This window comes from Limnoglobus sp., from assembly GCF_059499385.1.
In genome coordinates, this window is the sequence record NZ_JCABYM010000107.1 from 1 (window position 1) to 17,876 (window position 17,876).

General features: G+C 64.1%; 14 protein-coding genes. 6 read left to right on the top strand and 8 right to left on the bottom strand.

Translation table 11 applies throughout. From position 1 onward, the window contains the following. Positions 1-1,445: 1,445 nt before the first annotated feature. Positions 1,446-2,357 (bottom strand): hypothetical protein, encoded by a 912-nt coding sequence (locus AC5JJ2_RS19355; RefSeq protein ID WP_495859668.1) that lies wholly within the window; start codon positions 2,355-2,357, stop codon positions 1,446-1,448. A 98-nt stretch (positions 2,358-2,455) separates the two neighbouring features. After that, positions 2,456-2,806: a hypothetical protein gene (locus tag AC5JJ2_RS19360; protein WP_495859669.1), complete on the bottom strand. Its 351-nt coding sequence runs from the start codon at positions 2,804-2,806 to the stop codon at positions 2,456-2,458. Between the two features lie 158 nt (positions 2,807-2,964). On the opposite strand from AC5JJ2_RS19360, the gene AC5JJ2_RS19365 reads away from it, so the two are divergent. After that, entirely contained in the window at positions 2,965-3,438 is a 474-nt protein-coding gene (locus AC5JJ2_RS19365; protein ID WP_495859670.1) for a hypothetical protein, read from the top strand. A 61-nt stretch (positions 3,439-3,499) separates the two neighbouring features. Next, positions 3,500-4,342 carry a DNA adenine methylase gene (locus AC5JJ2_RS19370; protein WP_495859671.1) on the top strand — a complete coding sequence of 281 codons (843 nt, stop codon included), beginning with the start codon at positions 3,500-3,502 and terminating at the stop codon, positions 4,340-4,342. A gap of 200 nt (positions 4,343-4,542) precedes the next feature. Here AC5JJ2_RS19370 and AC5JJ2_RS19375 read toward each other — a convergent pair whose 3' ends face one another. The 4 genes from AC5JJ2_RS19375 to AC5JJ2_RS19390 all read right to left on the bottom strand — a co-directional run bounded on the left by AC5JJ2_RS19375 (position 4,543) and on the right by AC5JJ2_RS19390 (position 11,280). Continuing rightward, positions 4,543-5,418 (bottom strand): phage major capsid protein, encoded by an 876-nt coding sequence (locus tag AC5JJ2_RS19375; protein WP_495859672.1) that lies wholly within the window; start codon positions 5,416-5,418, stop codon positions 4,543-4,545. A 52-nt stretch (positions 5,419-5,470) separates the two neighbouring features. Next, complete coding sequence (locus AC5JJ2_RS19380) at positions 5,471-6,163, bottom strand: HK97 family phage prohead protease (RefSeq protein ID WP_495859673.1); 693 nt, start codon at positions 6,161-6,163, stop codon at positions 5,471-5,473. 71 nt (positions 6,164-6,234) lie between these two features. Then, a complete protein-coding gene (locus AC5JJ2_RS19385; protein WP_495859674.1) occupies positions 6,235-7,455 on the bottom strand; it encodes a phage portal protein in 1,221 nt (406 codons plus the stop codon). Between the two features lie 627 nt (positions 7,456-8,082). Next, positions 8,083-11,280, bottom strand: a complete 3,198-nt coding sequence (locus tag AC5JJ2_RS19390) for a glycosyl hydrolase (protein ID WP_495859675.1) — start codon at positions 11,278-11,280, stop codon at positions 8,083-8,085. Positions 11,281-11,486: 206 nt separating this feature from the next. Here AC5JJ2_RS19390 and AC5JJ2_RS19395 point away from each other — a divergent pair, with 206 nt between their 5' ends. Continuing rightward, complete coding sequence (locus AC5JJ2_RS19395; protein ID WP_495859676.1) at positions 11,487-12,341, top strand: sugar phosphate isomerase/epimerase family protein; 855 nt, start codon at positions 11,487-11,489, stop codon at positions 12,339-12,341. An 81-nt stretch (positions 12,342-12,422) separates the two neighbouring features. On the opposite strand, the gene AC5JJ2_RS19400 is transcribed toward AC5JJ2_RS19395, so the two are convergent. Together AC5JJ2_RS19400 and AC5JJ2_RS19405 are read right to left on the bottom strand one after the other, a co-directional pair. Beyond that, positions 12,423-13,295: an ABC transporter ATP-binding protein gene (locus AC5JJ2_RS19400; protein ID WP_495859677.1), complete on the bottom strand. Its 873-nt coding sequence runs from the start codon at positions 13,293-13,295 to the stop codon at positions 12,423-12,425. Positions 13,296-13,792: 497 nt separating this feature from the next. Next, the gene (locus AC5JJ2_RS19405; RefSeq protein ID WP_495859678.1) at positions 13,793-15,115 is read right to left on the bottom strand and encodes a DUF1501 domain-containing protein; all 1,323 of its coding nucleotides are present in this window, start codon (positions 15,113-15,115) and stop codon (positions 13,793-13,795) included. A 306-nt stretch (positions 15,116-15,421) separates the two neighbouring features. Here AC5JJ2_RS19405 and AC5JJ2_RS19410 point away from each other — a divergent pair, with 306 nt between their 5' ends. The 3 genes from AC5JJ2_RS19410 (at position 15,422) to AC5JJ2_RS19420 (ending at position 17,750) form a co-directional block, all read left to right on the top strand. Further along, positions 15,422-16,471: a DUF1559 domain-containing protein gene (locus AC5JJ2_RS19410; protein WP_495859679.1), complete on the top strand. Its 1,050-nt coding sequence runs from the start codon at positions 15,422-15,424 to the stop codon at positions 16,469-16,471. A 95-nt stretch (positions 16,472-16,566) separates the two neighbouring features. Then, positions 16,567-16,998, top strand: coding sequence for a carboxypeptidase-like regulatory domain-containing protein (locus tag AC5JJ2_RS19415; protein ID WP_495859680.1), 432 nt, complete (start codon positions 16,567-16,569; stop codon positions 16,996-16,998). 128 nt (positions 16,999-17,126) lie between these two features. Next, positions 17,127-17,750: a superoxide dismutase gene (locus tag AC5JJ2_RS19420; RefSeq protein WP_495859681.1), complete on the top strand. Its 624-nt coding sequence runs from the start codon at positions 17,127-17,129 to the stop codon at positions 17,748-17,750. Positions 17,751-17,876: the final 126 nt, after the last annotated feature.

The following is a 17,876-nucleotide window of genomic DNA, read 5'->3' on the forward strand; positions in this document are numbered from 1 at the left end:
CATCATGCCGCAAGGGCGGGAGTTAGTGCAAGACCAGTTGTGAAACAGCCTCTAAGAGTAGGGCCGATTCAGACCGGCATTCAGTGAAGGGTCGGCCCGATGAGGCAGTGAAAACACGTTTTCACTGCCATCCTGTTTCACTGAATCATGTGCCATTGTCTCGGACAGAAGGGGGAGAAGGGTTGTCTTGTAAATCCAATAGGGATTCCCACTGATTGATTGACCAGAGGGACTTCTAAGAGAAAAAAGAAAAACACCCTGGTATCAAGCAGTAGACACACCGGGCTGGCAGACTCCACCTGTGACACGATGCACCATACTACCAGATGCACGATGACCAGTGCGGCAAGGGATCAGTGGCGTCTTATGCGATTGTTTTTGACTCCGCAAGGGGAGATCAGCCGTATGACCAGGACGTAACCCATCTCACTTTCGTGATTTGCAAGACCTGCCCGAGACGATCATCCCGAGCAGTGTGGTAGCCCCTGGTATGGGGGCATCGACACCCACTCTAATACTTGCCCGTTGCCTGGAAACTTTGCCAGCACTCACCGAGCGAACTCGGTGCATCCTCTGGCAAAGCCGCAGCCCGAGGGGTTGTCCTCGAATCTCTGCGGCGGGGCGATTAACCCCCGAACAATCTTTCGACCGTAATCCGTCGTACCGTCAGCTTTTCGCCCGCACTAACCCGGCGGACAATTTCCCCGTGACCTGGAGCAAAGGGTTGTTCTCGGAGTTGTTCCGTGCGCCGAGCCGCACACATCGTATGTCGGCAGGTTCAACACCCTGCCTGTTCCTGACCGTTTTTGACCCAAAAAGGCAGCTACTCCTTCAGGACCGTGGATTCCGTCCGATGACTCGCAACCACATAACTTATTTAACCACAAGTGGCAGATTTATTCAACTCCTTCATCAGTCCCGGCAGGCGTCCGCCCTCTCGGACCCTCCCGTTCGCCACCGAGTACAATCGCCCGTCAATCGCCCAGCGACCGGGACGCCTGCTAATGTAGTTCTCGGCTTCGTGTTTCGAGTCGAAATCCCGGACGTGCTTGTAGCCAATGATGTCCACCAGCTTCGCCGTCTCCCTCGCAATAACTTTGTGCAATCGAATCATGGAATAGATAAGTGTGTCGGTGAAATATTCGACGAATAATCTCCAGCCGAAGCTAATCTATTCCATGACACCAGACACGTTACTCAACATCGGCCATGCGGCCAAGATTCTCGACTTGACCACGAGGAGGGTACGGCAGTTGTGCGACTCGGGGCTGATGGCTTATACGACCACTCCAGGGAAGCACCGTCGGTTTACCATGCGGGAAATATGCCGGATGAAGCGTTTACTGAAAAAGTACCGCCAGTGGGGGTTGTTGCACTGATCCCTCGTGCCAATTGTCCAGTACCATCAGTCGAAGAATTGCTGGCGCAGGATAAACAACAGGGCATTACTTCTTCGGCGGTATGGGAGGAGCCTGGGGCGGTACGCCCTCAGAGTTTGGCTCTACTTTCGGCTCTTTCGGCTTCGGCATAATGTTAGGTATATTGTCCGAGGCGGGTATAATCGTCTGGTTTGTGTCAATGACTATTTCTCGTCTCGCTATCATGCAGTTAAGAACGGCATACACATCTTCCGAGCTGATGTTTTTCTCCCTCTTTATCTTATCCGCAAGTTTGTCAACTGTGTATTTTCCAGCTTCTGATTTAAGCACTGCAAAGACTTCTCGTTCAATCACTTCTGAGCCAGGGCGTGCCACGCAATCTCGTGTTCGGGGCAGAAAGCGTTGAATCATAAATTTGTCTTCTAATGTTCTCAGAATGAACATGTCACGTTCCATCTCAAACAGTATTTTCTTCAGCGCATCCTCTTCCAGATCTTCTTTCTCAATTTTGACACCTTTCGCAGAGGCAACCTCCGAGTTGTACGAATTGCGAATTTCATCCAGTGTCAAGCCCGTCCACTTTTCGTGCGAGTTGGTGTTCCTCACAAGAATGTCATATACCTTAACTGCCTTCCACGACTTCTTGGTTTCGTCGTCAAAGTCCCTGTATATCTTATCAATCGTTGCCTTCGTGCCCCACCATGTAGCTCCACAGGCAATTATGGCGACGATCAATGAGATGATGGCTATCACCGACGCCGGAGATTTCCATGATGCAGATTCTTTTGAAGTTGATTTCGAGGGGATGCTGACTACGGAAGGTGGGATTAGGAATAAGCAGCTTTGCGCTTCTAACTTCTCAGCAATCATTGCCGCAACATCCGCCTTCAGCATTTTTGAAGTAATCGGAAGCCCTAAATTCTTAGCGACGGTTTGCAGGGCTTCATCGGTCAGATCGCTTAGCTGTAGGACGATCACAGGTTCACCTGGGCCAGGATGTCGTGACTACAACCAACTCTAGCTAGATTCTAGACTAGGTTCAACTGTAAACTACGCTATCTGACGGACTTCGAATTCTAGACATTGGGCCGCTTCCCGAACAGTTCTTCCATCCTCTCCCGCTCCTTGATCGCAGCGTACAGCGTCGGACGGCTCACCCCGTACCGCCGGGCCACTTCCGCCTTCGGCACGCCGCCCTTGATCTGCTGCATGATCTCTTCCATCGGCAGCGTCACGAGCGGTCGCCCTTGCCGCCTGACCTTCTTCCTGGGCGTCCCCATCTGACGTATCACTCGGTTCACCGTATCCCGGTGCATCTGCCAGTCGGCCGCAGACACGGCCTCCAGATGTACGGCAAGGTTCGCCCACGAAGCCAGTGACCGGAAGGCGATCACGGACGATTTGTCGAGCTTCAGAGTTTCGACCATTTTTTTTACACCTGCTTTACAGGTTTTCTTGACGCCCGTTTTTACGGCTGTGTCAATCTAGTCCACTTTCTTTACAGTTTTCGGCGTTTTCCGTGACACCGCCTGGGGGGGGGGCACAACCTCCGCAATCCGCTGAGGACGCACCCGAGACAGCCACAATGAAGAACGAAGTCGCCACCCTGAAGGCCGAGATCATCACCAGCGAAGCCAGCTTCGGCAAGAAGACCCTGGAACACTACCGCCAGCAAGGGGAGCGGGCGGCGAAGCTCCGCAACCTCATCAAGACGGGGTGGGAGCAGGTCTGCAAGGAGATGGGGTTCACCACGCAGGCCGTGGGCAACTGGATTCGGCTCGCCGACAAGTGGGCCACCATTGAGGAGAAGGTGAACACCGGCGAAGTGAAGTCCCTCACCGACGCCCTGAAGGGGCTGCCGAAGTCCAAGTCCGGCCCCCGAGCCAAGTCCAAGCCGGAAGCGGGCACGCTCGATGCCGTCATCCTCGAAGCCCTGGAGCGGGCCGGGATCAAGACGCAGGTGAAGAAGGCGATCAGCTTCCTGACGTACTGCGGCGTCACCACCGACCACCTGGAAGCCCTGAAGACACGGCACACGGGCTTGCGGCTGGTCAAGTGACCTTCACCGAGGGCACGGACGCCCTTCCTTTTCCCACACCATCACCCTCACGGAGTACCCATTGTTCAAGTACATCGGTGCGAAGTCCCGCCTGTTGAAGACGCTCATCCCCGCCATCCTTGATGCCAACAAGGCTGAGTACCGGGAACCCTTCGCCGGGTCCGGGAAGGTGTTCACCGAGCTTCTGAAGCACCACCAGTTCGAGAAGGTCTGGATCAACGACAAGTTCCCGGCCGTGGCGTCCTTCTGGGCTGCCGTTCACCGCCACCCCGACGACTTGGTGAAGGAGCTGGGGAAGGTGAAAATGTGGCGGGACCAACCGATCAGCCTCGACGATTACACCGCCCGTCGCAAGGAAGCACTCGCCCTGGACCGGCTGCCGTCAGTGAAAACGGATTTGCTGTACCACGCCGTCAACCTGTTCGTGGTAATGATGCAGACGTTCGACGGGAACCTCTTGGCGGGCAGCCCGTCCCGCACCGTGGACCGCTGGCATGTGCCGAACTACGAGAAAAAAATCGTGGAACTCGCCGGGCACATGAACAAGTCGAAGACCACGATCACGGCCGGGGACTTCGAACCTTTACTGAGTGAAGGTGACGCCGTGGTGTACTGCGATCCCCCGTACTGGAGCCAGGGGGACGGGCTGTACCCGCACACCTTCACGGCGGACGACCACTTCCGGCTGAGCAAGGGGTTACGGAACTCGAAGTCCCGGTGGCTGGTGAGCTACGACGTGCATGACGTGGTTCTCGGGCTGTACTCGTGGGCGGACGTGGGGCGAGTGCGGATGGAATACTCTTCGTCCCGGAAGTTCTGGTGGGCGAAGGTGGAGCGGGTGAAGATCAAGTACAGCGCACAAGGCCGGAACAAATGGGCGGAAGAACTGCTGATCCGTGGGTGATACCCAGGCCCGGCGGATGACGGCGAAAGTCCATGCTGGTTCGGACCGGGAGCGGGAGCGATTGAACACTCGGCTTCGGGACACGGAAACCGAACTGGAGAAGTGGGAAGCCCTGACCGTGCCGCTTGACGATCAACTCGCCGAGGTACGGTCAAGACTGGCGGACTACCGAGCCAACATCGAGGCAACGGCGAAGGTACTCACGGGCAGTCACAACTTGCGGAAGGCCGAACTCGTCCGGCAGATGTTTTCCCAGGTCGTTTTGCACTTTGAGGCGATCCAGAAGGCGAAGATACGGGACTGCAAATTCCAACCAGAACGGACAGAGTTCCTGGCTGATCTTGAAGACGGTTCAGCTTCACGAACACGCCGAGCTTCTTCGCCTGGAGGCTGAGGCTGTCCGTGGACGGCTGGCTCTCGGTGATCGCGCTCGCCTCGCCGACCCAGTACGCGCTCGACGCCCCGCTGAGCTTCGGGAACTGAATCCGGCCGTTCGGCGGCAGCGCGACCTCCCGCGCCCCGGCGGCCGCGAACGCCTCGAAGTTCCGCTGCAGGTCGATCAGCTCGCCGAGCATTGCCGGCGGGATGAGGATGCCGCCGTCTTCCACGTCCGTGCCGAGGGCCTTCCGCCGCAGTCCGGCCCGGCGGCCGATCCAGTCGGCCTCGTCCGGGTCGTACTTCCCGGCCTGCGCGGTCATCTTCTGCCGCAACTCGTCGCGGAGCTTGTTCCCCTGCGGCTCGAACGCCGGCAGGTGCGCCGACGCCAGCGGCACGAGGAACGACTGCTGCCCGTGATGCGGCAGGAACCCGTACCCCTGGTAGAGGTCCCGCAGCTGGTTGTGCGTGTGAATCTCTTCCTTGGCGAACTCCGGGCCGACGAACCCGAGGGCGAACGCGGCCGCCTTCAGGACGGAGTACCCGGCCGAGTCCTGGCAGACCGGCCCGGCCGTGGCCCACGGGACCCGCCGGGCGACCGGCGCGGGCATCGCCTTCTCGACGGCGTGTGCCGTCTGCTGCTCGATGAACGAGACCAGCTCGTCGCGGGATTGGAACTTGTCGGTGCAGATCGCGGACATGGGAAACTCCCTGGTGAAAAGAGGTCAGAGAACAGAGGTCAGAAGTCAGAGATCATTCGGAACACAGCACGTCTTCATTCGACGTTGGCGCGGGCCGGACGAGTGCCGCCAGCACGTCGCCGGCGCGGTGGAACCGGCCGCCGCGGTCGTCGGGCAGCTGCCAGAGCCAGTCGCGGAACTTCGGGTCGCGGACCATCCCCTTCTGCAGCGCCACCGTCAGCGCGCCGGGGTTCTCCGGGATCGGGACCGCCGAATACTCCATCAGGTCCCACTCCTCGACCCGCAGGGCGAAGTTGTCCGCCGGGTAGTGCGCCCGTTGCACCACGGACGTCGGCATCCGGTACGCCTTCCGCGGCACGAACCCGATGGACCAGCCCCGCAGGACGCCCTGCTCGTACAGGCGGAACACGTCCTCGGCGAACTGCACCCGCTGGGCGAAGTGCGTCTCCGCGACCACCCGCCGCGGCTGCGGGTCGAGCCACGCGCACGTCCCGATCGGCGGGAACTGCGACCGGTTGTGCGCCCACAGCACGACCGGGTTCAGCAGGTACTCCTCGGCGTTCTTCAGCCCCATCGGGACGACCACGTCCCCGGCCCGGTCCGCGTCGATGGTCGTGATGACGCTGCGGACGAGCATCCTCTTCGCGTCCACCGTCAGCGTGTCGTTCGCCGGGTGAAGGCTGCGGAACCCGCCGCTCGGCAGCGCGCGGATGCCCGTGGGGTCGGCGCGGATGGCTTCAGTCATGGGAACACCAGGGGTCAGAGGTCAGAGGTCAGAGAACAGAAGTCAGTCGGTTGGCCGCGACGTGAGGCGGTCTACTTCATGTCCGAAGGCAGCATCGGGGAGTTGAACCGCTCGTCGAGGTACGGCAAGAGGCCCCGCGAGCGGCGGATCTCGTTGTAAGTTCGCAGGCCGAGCTTCGCGTCCAGCTCGTCGTCCTTCCGCCGCTGCTCCGTGTTCCGCGGCGAGCAGTCGGGGAACGCGATCACCACGTCCGGCCCGTACCGTCGCCCGAGGTCTCGCGTCAGCGCCTGGCCCATCAGGTCGAGCTTCGGCTGCACCGTCCCCTCGCAGAACATCACCCGCGCGCCGAACCAGATGTCCGCGCCCAGGCCGAGGTTCTCGACCAGCCCGGCGATCGGCGGCGGCACGCGGAACAGCGCGAAGATTTCGTCCCGCGTCATCTTCGCGCTGTTCAGGAAGTCCATCTCGGCCGGCGTCAGCGTCCACGGCGACGCCTTCAGCCCCTGTTCGAGGACCATCGGCCGGTGCCAGTTCTCGCGGCCGCCGAACTTCGCCTGCACCTTCTCCTCCAGCCGCTTCACCGTCTGGTCCGTCAGCGATTGCTCCGTCTGGAGCAAGACGCCCGGCCGCGGCCCGGCGAGGAACGTCTGATACCGCGACTTCAACAGCTCGACGTTCGCGTCGATGGTCAGCGCGTTCGCTTGCAGCGGCGACAGCCCGTAGTGCAGGTCGAGCGGGTTCGGGTACTTCAGGTGAATGATCTCGGCCGGGGAGAACGTCTCGGTCGCCGTGTTCGGGGCCGACACCTGGTACGCCTTCACGTAGTGCGTCGCGTCCGGGATCACCTTCACCCACGGCGTCGGCACGACCCAGATTTCGCCCGGCGTGTCCGTCCCCTGCATCGGCGCGACGTACCAGAAGCAATTCCCCGTCAGTTCGAGGTACACGACGGTGAGGTTCCACAGCTCCCACGCGGTCATCCACGGGTTCGGGTTGTCGAGCAGCCGGCAGAGCGGGTGCGTGTGCGGCAGCGCCGTCTGCTCGTGGTCCGCCTGCCCGGTGTTGAGGAACAGGTGCGGCTTCTGCTTCGCCACCTCCTGCGCGATGGCGTTGACGGCGGAATACACCCACGACTGGTAGTTGCGGAGCTGCTCGGCCGGGTCGTCCCGCCACCACCCGGCGGCCGGGCCGAACGGGTTGGCGAGCAGCGACGCGATCTTCGGCGCGACCGGCTTCTCCGGCCCGCCGCGGAGGGCCTTCACGGCGGCGGCGAGGCGGCGGACGACGGACATGGCGGACCTCCGACGGGTGATTCGTGTGAACCTTCCCCGCCAGGGGAAGGGGCTTCTTCTTGTTCCCTCCCCCCTTGGGGGGGAGGGTTAGGGAGGGGGGTGAGCGGGGCCGCGGGCTGAGGATTCCCTTCAGTGGTTGCACCCGCCGACCCCCCTCCCCGGCCCTCCCCCCCAAGGGGGGAGGGAGAAAAATCGACCTTGCGATACCCCAGGGCCTTGAGCACGTTCAGCACTTCCGTCCACGTCGGGAACGGCCGGCGGAAGTTCCGCCGGTACTCGTCGATGGCCCGGAGGAACTCGACCTCGTCGGCCGCGTAGTCGCTGCCGGGGTCGTTCTCGTGGACGCCGCCGGGCTTACGGGGCTTCGGCACCGGTCGTCCCTCGGCGTGTGACGTGACCGGGCCGGCGGTTGAGCAGTCTCGCGCGCGGCCGACCGGCCCGGCGGGCGGACGTGACCCGTCAACCCTCACTGTACTGTAATCTTGAACAGTAGTGAATTAAGATTCAGTTTGGAAATGTCAAATCAGAAATTGGAAAATTCTGGCGGGTCGCGCGGGCGGTACGGCGTGCGGCCGTTGTTCCGCCCCGATTCTGGGCTGAACAACGGCCGGTTGACGGCGGGTCGGCCTACTTCAGCTTGGTCGGCGCGCCGACGGCCTCGAGCGCCTTCTCGGCCGCCGGCACGTCCTTGTCGAGCATCGTCTTCACCGCCGTCGTCACGTCGGCCAGGGCCTTCGCCGCGCTCGCGAGCAGCTCCTTCTGCGTGCCGGTCGGCTTCACGATGGCGCTCTGGTGCGGCCGGGCCGCGCCGCTCACGGCCGAGCGGATCGACTCCGGCACGTTCTCGTTGCGGGCCGCCAGCACGTTGTCGCCGTCCAGCGCCCGGCGGATGACACGGAGCTTCTCGCCCATGTCGAAGAGCATCTTCTCCGCGGCGGGGGCGTCCTTCGGGGCCAGCTTCAACGCCTTCTTCATCTCCTCGACCTTCGCGGACAACTCCGTCACGGCCGCGGCGGTCGCCGTGAGCCGCCGTTGCAGTTGCTTCACGTCCTTGTTGAACGCGGCGATGGCGGCGTAGTCTGCGGCCGTCAGCGTAGCCAACGGGTCCGGCTGAACCAGGAAGCTCACCTGATCGGTCAACGGCTTCGTCTGCCCGGCTGCCTTTTGGAAGAGCTGCACCTTGTACGCCCCCGGCGTGACCATCAGGCCGAACCCGCCCTGGTCCGCGTCCGGGTTCGTGCCGGTGTCGCGCAGGTACCACGTCACCCGATGCACGCCCTCGCCGGTCGGGCAGGAGAGCCGCGCGATCACGGCGTCTTCGCGGTCGGTGATCGTCAGCACGTTCGTCGTCGGCTCCTCTTCGGCCTCCGCCCGCAACTCGTCCTTCGTCGGGTAGGGCACGGGCTTGTTCGCCTTCTCCGCCTCCTTCTCCGCGTCCTTCCGCTTCTGCTTGCGCGTCTTCGGCGACTCCTTGATTTGCACCGTGAACGTCGCGCCGAACGGCGGGTTCTCCGCGGTGTAGAACGATTCGCCGAGGAACGCCTTCCCGCCGCCGCCGAACGGGGCGTTGCGGACGTACTGGACCGTTTCCTTCACCGGGAAGATTTCCGCCGCCCGCGACGGCGTCGCGCTCACCGCCCGCATCGGGCTGAAGTCGTCGATGACGTAGATGCCGCGGCCGAACGTGCCGACGACGAGGTCGTCGTTCGCCTTCTGGATGACGAGGTCCTTCACCTGGATCGTCGGCAGCCCGTTCCGCAGCCGGTGCCACTTCTTGCCGCCGTCGAACGTGACGTACAGCCCGAACTCCGTGCCGCAGAACAGTAGGTTCGGGTTCACGTGGTCTTCCGCGAGGCAGTAGACGCTGCCGCGTTCGGGCAGGTCGCCGCTGATCGCGGCCCACGTCTTCCCGGCGTCGGTGGACTTCATCAGGTACGGCTTGAAGTCGGCGTTCTTGTGGTTGTCGAACGCGGCGAACACCGTCCCGGCCGCGTGCTGCGACGCGACCAGCTTGCTCACGTAGGTCTTCTCCGGCACGCCGGGGAACGCCTCGACCTTGCGCCAGTTCGCGCCGCCGTCGTCGGTGATTTGAATCAGGCCGTCGTCGGTGCCGATGTAGATCAGCCCTTCCTTCATCGGCGACTCGGCGAGAGCGACGCAGTTGCCGTAGAAGCTCGTCGAGACGTGCTTCGACACGGCGTCCGGCCCCCACACCTTGCCCATGACCGGCAGCTTGTCGCGGTCGAGCTGCCGCGTCAGGTCCGGGCTGACGGCCTTCCACGAGTCGCCGCGGTCGTCGCTGCGGAACAGCTTGTTCGCCGCGAAGTACAGCCGCTTCGCGTCGTGCGGGCTGATCGTCAGCGGCGAGTCCCAGTTCCACCGCAACGGCGGTTCGCCCGGCCCGGTCTGCGGCTGGATGTCCACGCGGTTGCCGGTCTTCCGGTCGTACCGGCAGAGGCCGCCGTACTGGTACTCGCCGTAGACGGTGTTCGGGTCGGTCGGATCGACCTTGCAGTGGAACCCGTCGCCGCCCTGGACGACGAACCAGTCGCCGTTGGTGATGCCGTGGCTCGACCGCGACCGGACCGGGCCGCCGAGCGTGTAGTTGTCCTGCGTGCCGCCGTAGACGTGGTAGAACGGGCCGCTCGCCGGGTTCTGATCGACGCCGATGTCGTAGAACTGCGTGACCGGCAGGTTCGACTTGAAGTGCCACGTCGCCGCCTTGTCGAAGCTCTCGTAGATGCCGCCGTCGCACCCGACGAGGTAGTAGCTGGGGTTCTTCGGGTCGATCCAGATGCAGTGGTTATCGACGTGCTTGCTCGCCTCGCCGAGGTTGCGGAGCGTCGCGCCGCCGTCGTCGGACACCTGGTTGAAGACGTTCATCACGTAGAGGCGGTCCTTGTTCACCGGATCGACGACGAGGTGCGAGTAGTACTGCGCCTGCGCGTCGAACGGGTTGCGGCGGGACCACGTCAGGCCGTTGTCCGTGCTGCGGAAGATGCCGCCGGACTTGTCGGCCGTCTCGACGATGGCGTACAGCGTGTCCGGGTCGGTCGGCGCGACCGCGAGGCCGATGCGGCCCACGTCGCCGCCGGGGAGGCCGCCGCCGAGCTTCCGCCACGTCTTGCCGCCGTCCGTGCTGCGGTGGACGCCGCTTCCCGGCCCGCCGTTGATGAGCGTCCAGACGTGCCGCCGCCGCTGGTAGCTCGCGGCATGAATGATGTCGGGGTTCCGCGGGTCGAGGACCACGTCCGTGACGCCGGTGTTCTCGTCGACGGACAGGACCTTGTTCCACGTCTTCCCGCCGTCGGTCGTCTTGAACAGCCCGCGGTCGCCGCCCGGCCCCCAGAGCGGGCCTTGCGCCGCGACGTACACCACGTTCGAGTCCCGCGGGTCGATCAGAATCTTGCCGATATGCTCGCTCGTCTTCAGCCCGACGTTCGCCCACGACTTGCCGCCGTCGGTGCTCTTGTACACGCCGTCGCCGTAGGCCACGCTCCGCTGGCTGTTGTTCTCCCCGGTGCCGACCCACACGACGTTCGGGTTCTTCGGGTCGAGGGTGACGTACCCGATGCTGTACGAGCCTTCGTTGTCGAAGACGGGTTGCCAGCTGGTTCCCGCGTTGACGGTCTTCCACACGCCGCCGCAGGCGACGGCGACGAAGTACTTCGCCCGGTCCGTCGGATCGACGGCGAGGCCGACGACGCGGCCGGACGTGATGGCCGGGCCGATGCCCCGGAGCTTGAACGCGCCGAGCGGCGGCGGCTTGTCGGCGGGCGGCTGGGACGGCGTGAGCGCGAGGGCGAGCACCAGGGACGCGAGCATGAACGGGCCTCGGAGGTGAAAGAAGGGGATGAAGCGATGATAGGCGCGCACCGACGCGGCGGCGACCGTCGGCCGGACCCATACAATTACCTTTCCCACCTGGACGGGTCGTTTGGAACCCGGAGCGGAAGCGATGGGGTGTTGGACATTCACCCCATCGCTTCCGCTCCGGGTTCTACAAGCAGCAGTGGCCTTCGGAACCTGACATGAGACTGGCGTTTTCCACCAATGCGTACCTGAACCACTCGTTCGCCGAGACGTGCCGGCGGCTCGCGGAGATCGGCTACCGCGGCGTCGAGATCATGGCCGACGTGCCGCACGCCTGGCCGGCGTACCTGCTGCCGGAGCAGAAGGACGGCATCCGGGCCGCGCTCCAAAAGCACCGGCTGAAGATCTCGAACGTCAACGCGTTCATGATGCACGCGGTCAACGACCCGCGGCAGAAGTATTGGCACCCGTCCTGGATCGAGCCGGACGCGAACTACCGGCAAATCCGCATCGACCACACGACGCGGGCGCTGACGCTGGCGAAGGAACTTGGCGCGCCATGCATCACGACGGAACCCGGCGGCCCGCTCGAAGGCCGGCCGTGGAAGGACTGCCTGAAGCTGTTCGTGGAGATGCTCAAGCCGGTGGTGGCGCACGCGGAGAAGGTCGGCGTGCCGCTGCTCGTGGAGCCGGAGCCGGACCTGCTCATCGAGACGGCCGACCAATACCTGGAGTTCGCCGAGCACTTCGACACGCCGTTCCTGGGCCTGAACTTCGACATCGGCCACTTCTATTGCGTGAAGGACGACCCGGCCGCGACGGTGCGGAAGCTGGCCCCGCTCATCCGCCACGTCCACCTGGAGGACATCGCGGCGACGCGGGTTCACCACCACCTGATCCCCGGCGAGGGGGTGATCGACTTCGCCGGGACGCTGGCGGCGCTGAAGGAGGTCGGGTATCAGGATTGGGTGACGATCGAGCTGTACACCTGCCACGAGAACCCGGACGCGGCCGCGAAGACGGCCCGCGAGCGGGTGCTGAAGATCGCGAAGGGCGTGGGGGTGGAGTTCTAAAATAGAGCCGCCGGCTTGCCGGCGGGGTTTTGAGACGCCCAAAACCCCGCCGGCAAGCCGGCGGCTATATGAAATCGGGCGTTACACGTTCGCGAACTCGAAGTCGCTGATCCGCACGCGGGACTTGCCCGCCGCCGGCTTCACCGTCCCCGATCCCTTCGGCTCGGCGTGCTTCACCAGTTTGCCGTCGGCCATGTGGAAGATCTTGTCCGCGTACCCTTCCAGCCGGTGGTCGTGGGCCACGACGATGACCGTCGCCCCGCGGAGTTTTGCGCACTCCTTGAGCAGGTCCATCACCGCCTGGCCGTTCTCCCAGTCGAGGGCGCTCGTCGGCTCGTCCGCGAAGATGAACGACGGGTTCTTCACCAGCGCGCGGGCAATCGCGACCCGCTGCTTCTCGCCGCCGGACAGCGCCTGCGGCCGGAGGTCGGCCCGGTGCGACAGCCCGAGTTGGCCCAGCACGTGGTCGGCCCGCTTGCGGGCCTCCCGCTGGCTCGCGCCCTCGCCCCATTGCAGCACCACTTCGAGCTGCTGCCGGGCGGTGAACGCCGGGAACAGGTTGTACCCCTGGAAGATGTAGCTGCAGTGCCGCAGGCGGAACTTCTCCATCTGCGCGTTGGACATCGACCACACGTCCTGGCCGTTCGCCGTGACCGTGCCGCCGTCCGGCCGCAGGAGCGCGGACAGCACCGCGAGCAGCGTGCTCTTGCCGCTGCCGCTCGGCCCCATGAGGAGGTTGAGTTCGCCCTTCTGGAACTCGATCGACACGTCCTTCAAAGCGAACGTCTTGGTGCCGCCGGTGCCGAAGCTGCGGGTCAAGTTCTCTCCCACCAGGACCGGGCCCTTCGGGGTTATGATCGTCGGCAATTTCGTCGCGAAGGGGGTCGGCTCGTTCGGGGTCGTCCAACGGTTGACGAGCGGCAGGCGGGAGAAGAATTGGGTCAACTTCTGCATCTGGGGAGTACCTCCGTGAACAGGGCGGTCCGGGAAGTGCGCCGGCGCTGCCGGTCGCACACATGGCGGGAGGGTGGCAGCCCGAGTCACTCCTTTCGGATTCGCAAGCACCGTGTTCCGAGAGGAACAACTCGGGCGGCCTGACTTGCGCGGGTGGAATGCGGACTGTTTGATCTTAGCTAAAATGGGGAAGGATTCCGGGGTTGGCAACCGGTAAGGCCCGATTACCCAACAAAAATAACCGTCAAAGGAGATACAAATTACCAATTTGCGCCAGAGAAAGAAATCGGATTCACTTGACGGGCGAAAATCATCGGGACAGGTAAAATATACAAAGACCTGACTTCCGAAGTCCGGCTTCGACTTCGGAAGTCGAGCGGGCCAGCGCGCATCCTGAGAAGTAGAAACGCCCCCGCGGGGAATCGACTTCCGAAGTCGAAGCCGGACTTCGGAAGTCACCCCCCCGAGCGTCGGCGCTTCCTGCGACCCTCTGGGAATCACCCCACGAGCTGCTTCACCGGCTTGCCCGTCGGCACGAGTTCGATCGGCCGGCCGTCCTGCGTCTTGTACCACGTGTGCAGCGGCACGCCGAGCGTGTGGTAGATCGTCGCCGCCAGGTCCTGGGCGTACACCGGACTGTCCGTCACGAACTCCGCGTTCGCGTTCGTCTGCCCGACCACCTGCCCGCCCCGGACGCCGCCGCCGGCCATGAGCGCCACCCCGGCGGACGCCCAGTGGTCGCGGCCGGCCGTCGGGTTCACCTTCGGCGTCCGCCCGAAGTCGCCGAACCAGACCACCAGCGTGTCGTCCAACAGCCCCCGCGCCGCCAAGTCGTCGAGCAGCGCCGACAGCCCGCGGTCCACCTTCGGCAGCAGCCGGTCCTTCAGGCTCTTGAAGTTGTTCGTGTGCGTGTCCCAGCCGCCGTCGGCGATGGTGACGAACTGGACGCCGCCCTCGATCAGCCGGCGGGCGAGCAGGCACTGCTGGCCGAACGTCGTCTTGCCGTACCGTTCCCGCACCTTGTCCGGCTCGGCGGCGATGTCGAACGCCCGCTTCGCCGCCGGGGACGTGATGATGCCGTGCGCCTTCTCGTAGAACTCGTCGCGGGCCTTCACCACGCCGGCCGAGTTCTCGACGCCCTTCTGGTACGTCTCCAGGTCGTTCAGCATGTCGTACCGCCGGTCGAGCCGCTTGCGGGCGTCGTCCCCGGTGACGGACAGGTCCCGCACGGCGAACCGCGGGGCGGCCGGGTCTTCCCGCACCACGAACGGGTTGAACTCGTCGCCGATGAACCCGGCGATGCCGCCGTTGAACCGCTGGTCGATGGCGTTGCCGAGCTGCACGAACGGCAGCATCCCGTTGACGTACCCCCGCTCCTTCGCGACGACCGACCCGAAGCACGGGAACGGCAGCGAGGCGTTGAACTTGTGCCCGGTCATCATGATCGCGTCGGCGACGCCGTGGCTGCCGTTCTGCGGGTCGTGGCCGCGGATGAGGCCGAAGGCGTTCGTGCGGGCCGCGAGCATCGGCAGCGGGTCGGCGAACCGGACGCCGGGCAGTGTGGTCGGGATCGTGCCGAACTCGCCGCGGATTTCGGCCGGCGCGTCCGGCTTCGGGTCGAAGCTGTCGATGTGGCTCGGCCCGCCCTGCATCCAGAGGAGGATGCACCGCTTGGCGGTGGCCGGCTTCTTGCCGTTCTCCGTGGCACGCAGGTACGTCGGCAGCGTCATTCCGAGGGCGGCGAGGCCGCCGACCTGGAGGAACGTCCGGCGCGAAGGCGTGGAGCAGTCGGCCGTGCGGCCGGTGGCGAGGGTGAGCATGGTCGAGACGCCCGGAAGGGGTCGGCGGGGTAGGAGTCTCAAGCATCGGCGACGGCGGGGCGGATGTCAACAGAAATATGCGGCCGACCCCAGGGGCCGCCTGCCACCGAATCCGTCATCGGCTGCCAAAGCCGGAAGCAGATAATTATGAAGAACGCTTGAGGAAGTGAGAAAATGTGCTTGCCCCAGGGTTCTGGGGGCGGATAAGATCGGATTTGTTTCCACGTTGTCGGCATTCCTCACCCGCCGACACCACGAACTGGTTCCGCTTTATCTGCCCTTTTTCTCCTCATGAAGGAGGCTGTCATGCCTCGGTTTCTCCGCCGGCGAGGGTTCACCCTCATTGAACTGCTGGTCGTGATCGCGATCATCGCGATCCTGATCGGGCTCCTGCTCCCGGCCGTGCAGAAGGTGCGGGAAGCGGCCGCCCGCACGAAGTGCCAGAACAACTTGAAGCAGCTCGCGCTCGGCGTCCACAACTACGAAAGCTCCTACGGCAACCTCCCGCCGGCCGGTGTCGGGTACGGGATGTGCGCGTCCGCGGTGAACGGGACGGGCGACACTGTCATCAAGAACATGAGCGGGTGGGTACTGGTCCTGCCGTACATCGAGCAACAAGCACTGTACCAACAGCTCGACCAGAAGCTCGCGTTCTGCGACGTGACGCAGGACAACGGCGGAGCGGTTCGCAACAACAACGGGACGCTGGCCGGCCCGTCACCGACCGTCAACATGCCGCTGATGAACACGCCGATCTCCATGTTCATCTGCCCGTCGGACAACGGCGGCCGGATCAGCACCGGCCAGGCTTCGCCGAACCGGTACGGGGCTACCAGCGCCCTGCCCGGCCAGCGGACCAACTACGACTTCATTACCGTTACGAACAGTGACTTCAACACATGCAACTGGTGGCGGACGGCGGCGGTCAACCAGAAGTACTTCTTCGGCGAGAGTAGCAAGACGAAAATCACCGACGCGAAGGACGGGTCGTCCAACACGTTCATGGTCGGCGAAACGACCGTCGAGCCGTACTGCAACGGGTGGGCTCCGGTGTGGGGTTACCGCGGCTGGGTACAAACCGGCCTGGACCCGCAGAAGACGACGTCCGGCCAGGGCATCAACGACTGGACCTACAACGCCGCGTGGACCACGTGCGGCCAGCCGGGCGGCCCGAACCCGCCGCGGGTCGGCCGGCTGGGCGACTGGGGCCGGGTCGGCAGTCAGCACACCGGCGGGGCGCAGTTCGCCATGGGCGACGCTTCCGTCCGGTTCGTCCGGGAAACGATCCCGGCGACGGTGCTGCGGCAGTACTCGCTGATCTCCGACGGGTCCGTCCCGCCGAGCCTCGACAACTGACCGCCGGCCGATACCATCGACGACACCCTCGCGGGTCGGGTTCCACGCCCGACCCGCTTCGTTCTCCCCCTCACGTTCAACTCCCGGAGGCTTCCATGCGGTTGATTTGTTTGACGGTGACGCTAACGGCAGTGGCCCTGGCGGCCGGGTGCGGTGGCGGGGCGGTCCCGACCATTCCGGTGAACGGCGTGGTCACGATGGACGGGAAGCCGTTGGACAACGCCGCGGTCACGTTCTACGCCGAGGCCGGCGGCATCGGCGGGTCCGCCCGGACCGGCAGCGACGGGAAGTTCGTCGTCACGGGCGGGACCGGCAAGTCGCAGGGCCTCGCCCCCGGCAAGTACAAGGTGACGGTCAGCAAGATGAAGGCCATGATCTCGGAAGACCAGGTCGGGGCCGTCACCGACGCCGACATCAAGAACGACCTGCCCGCGATCTACAGCAACCCGCAGCAGACGAAGCTCTCGTTCAGCGTCACCGGGGACGGCAAGCCGATCGAGATCGCGCTCGAGTCCAAGCCGAAGTAGTGAGGTTTTGACCGTGACCGTCCCCCGCCCGCCGCGATTTCGCGGCGGGCGGCGTTGTTTCCTCGCCGCCCCTTCCCCGCCGGCCTAAAGTGACCCTGCCTGGAATCACCCCGCACGAGGACTCACTCATGGCTCACACCCTCCCGACGCTGCCGTATGCGTTCAACGCCCTGGAGCCGCACATCGACGCGCTGACGATGGAAATCCACAGCCAGCGGCACCACAAGGCGTACGTGGACAACCTCAACAAGGCGCTCGACGGCAACGCCGACCTCCAGAAGCACGACATCGTGAGCCTCCTGCGGAACATCAAGACAGTGCCGGAGAGCACCCGGCAGGCCGTCGTCAACAACGGCGGCGGCCACCACAACCACTCGCTGTTCTGGGAGGTCATGGCCCCGAACGCCGGCGGCGAGCCGACCGGCGAGATCGGCGACGCGATCAAGGCGGCGTTCGGCGACTTCGCGAAGTTCAAGGACGCCGTCAAGCAGAACGCGCTGACGCAATTCGGCAGCGGGTGGAGTTGGCTGATCTGGAACGCGGCCGCGGGCAAGATCGAGGCGGTCAAGAAGCCGAACCAGGACAGCCCGCTGATGGACGGCAACGTGCCGCTCTTGGGCGTGGACGTGTGGGAACACGCGTACTACCTGAAGTACCAGAACAAGCGGCCGGACTACGTGGACGCGTGGTGGAACACGGTGAACTGGAAGAAGGTCAACGAGCTGTACGCCAACGCGAAGGCGGGGAAATAGTTGGTAGTTGGCAGTTGATAGTTGGTAGTTTGAAGCCAAGACCTTCGCCGGTCAGGTCTTTGGCTCGGAACTACCAACTGCCAACTGCCAACTGCCAACTACTTGCCCTTGCACCCCTCGGTACGG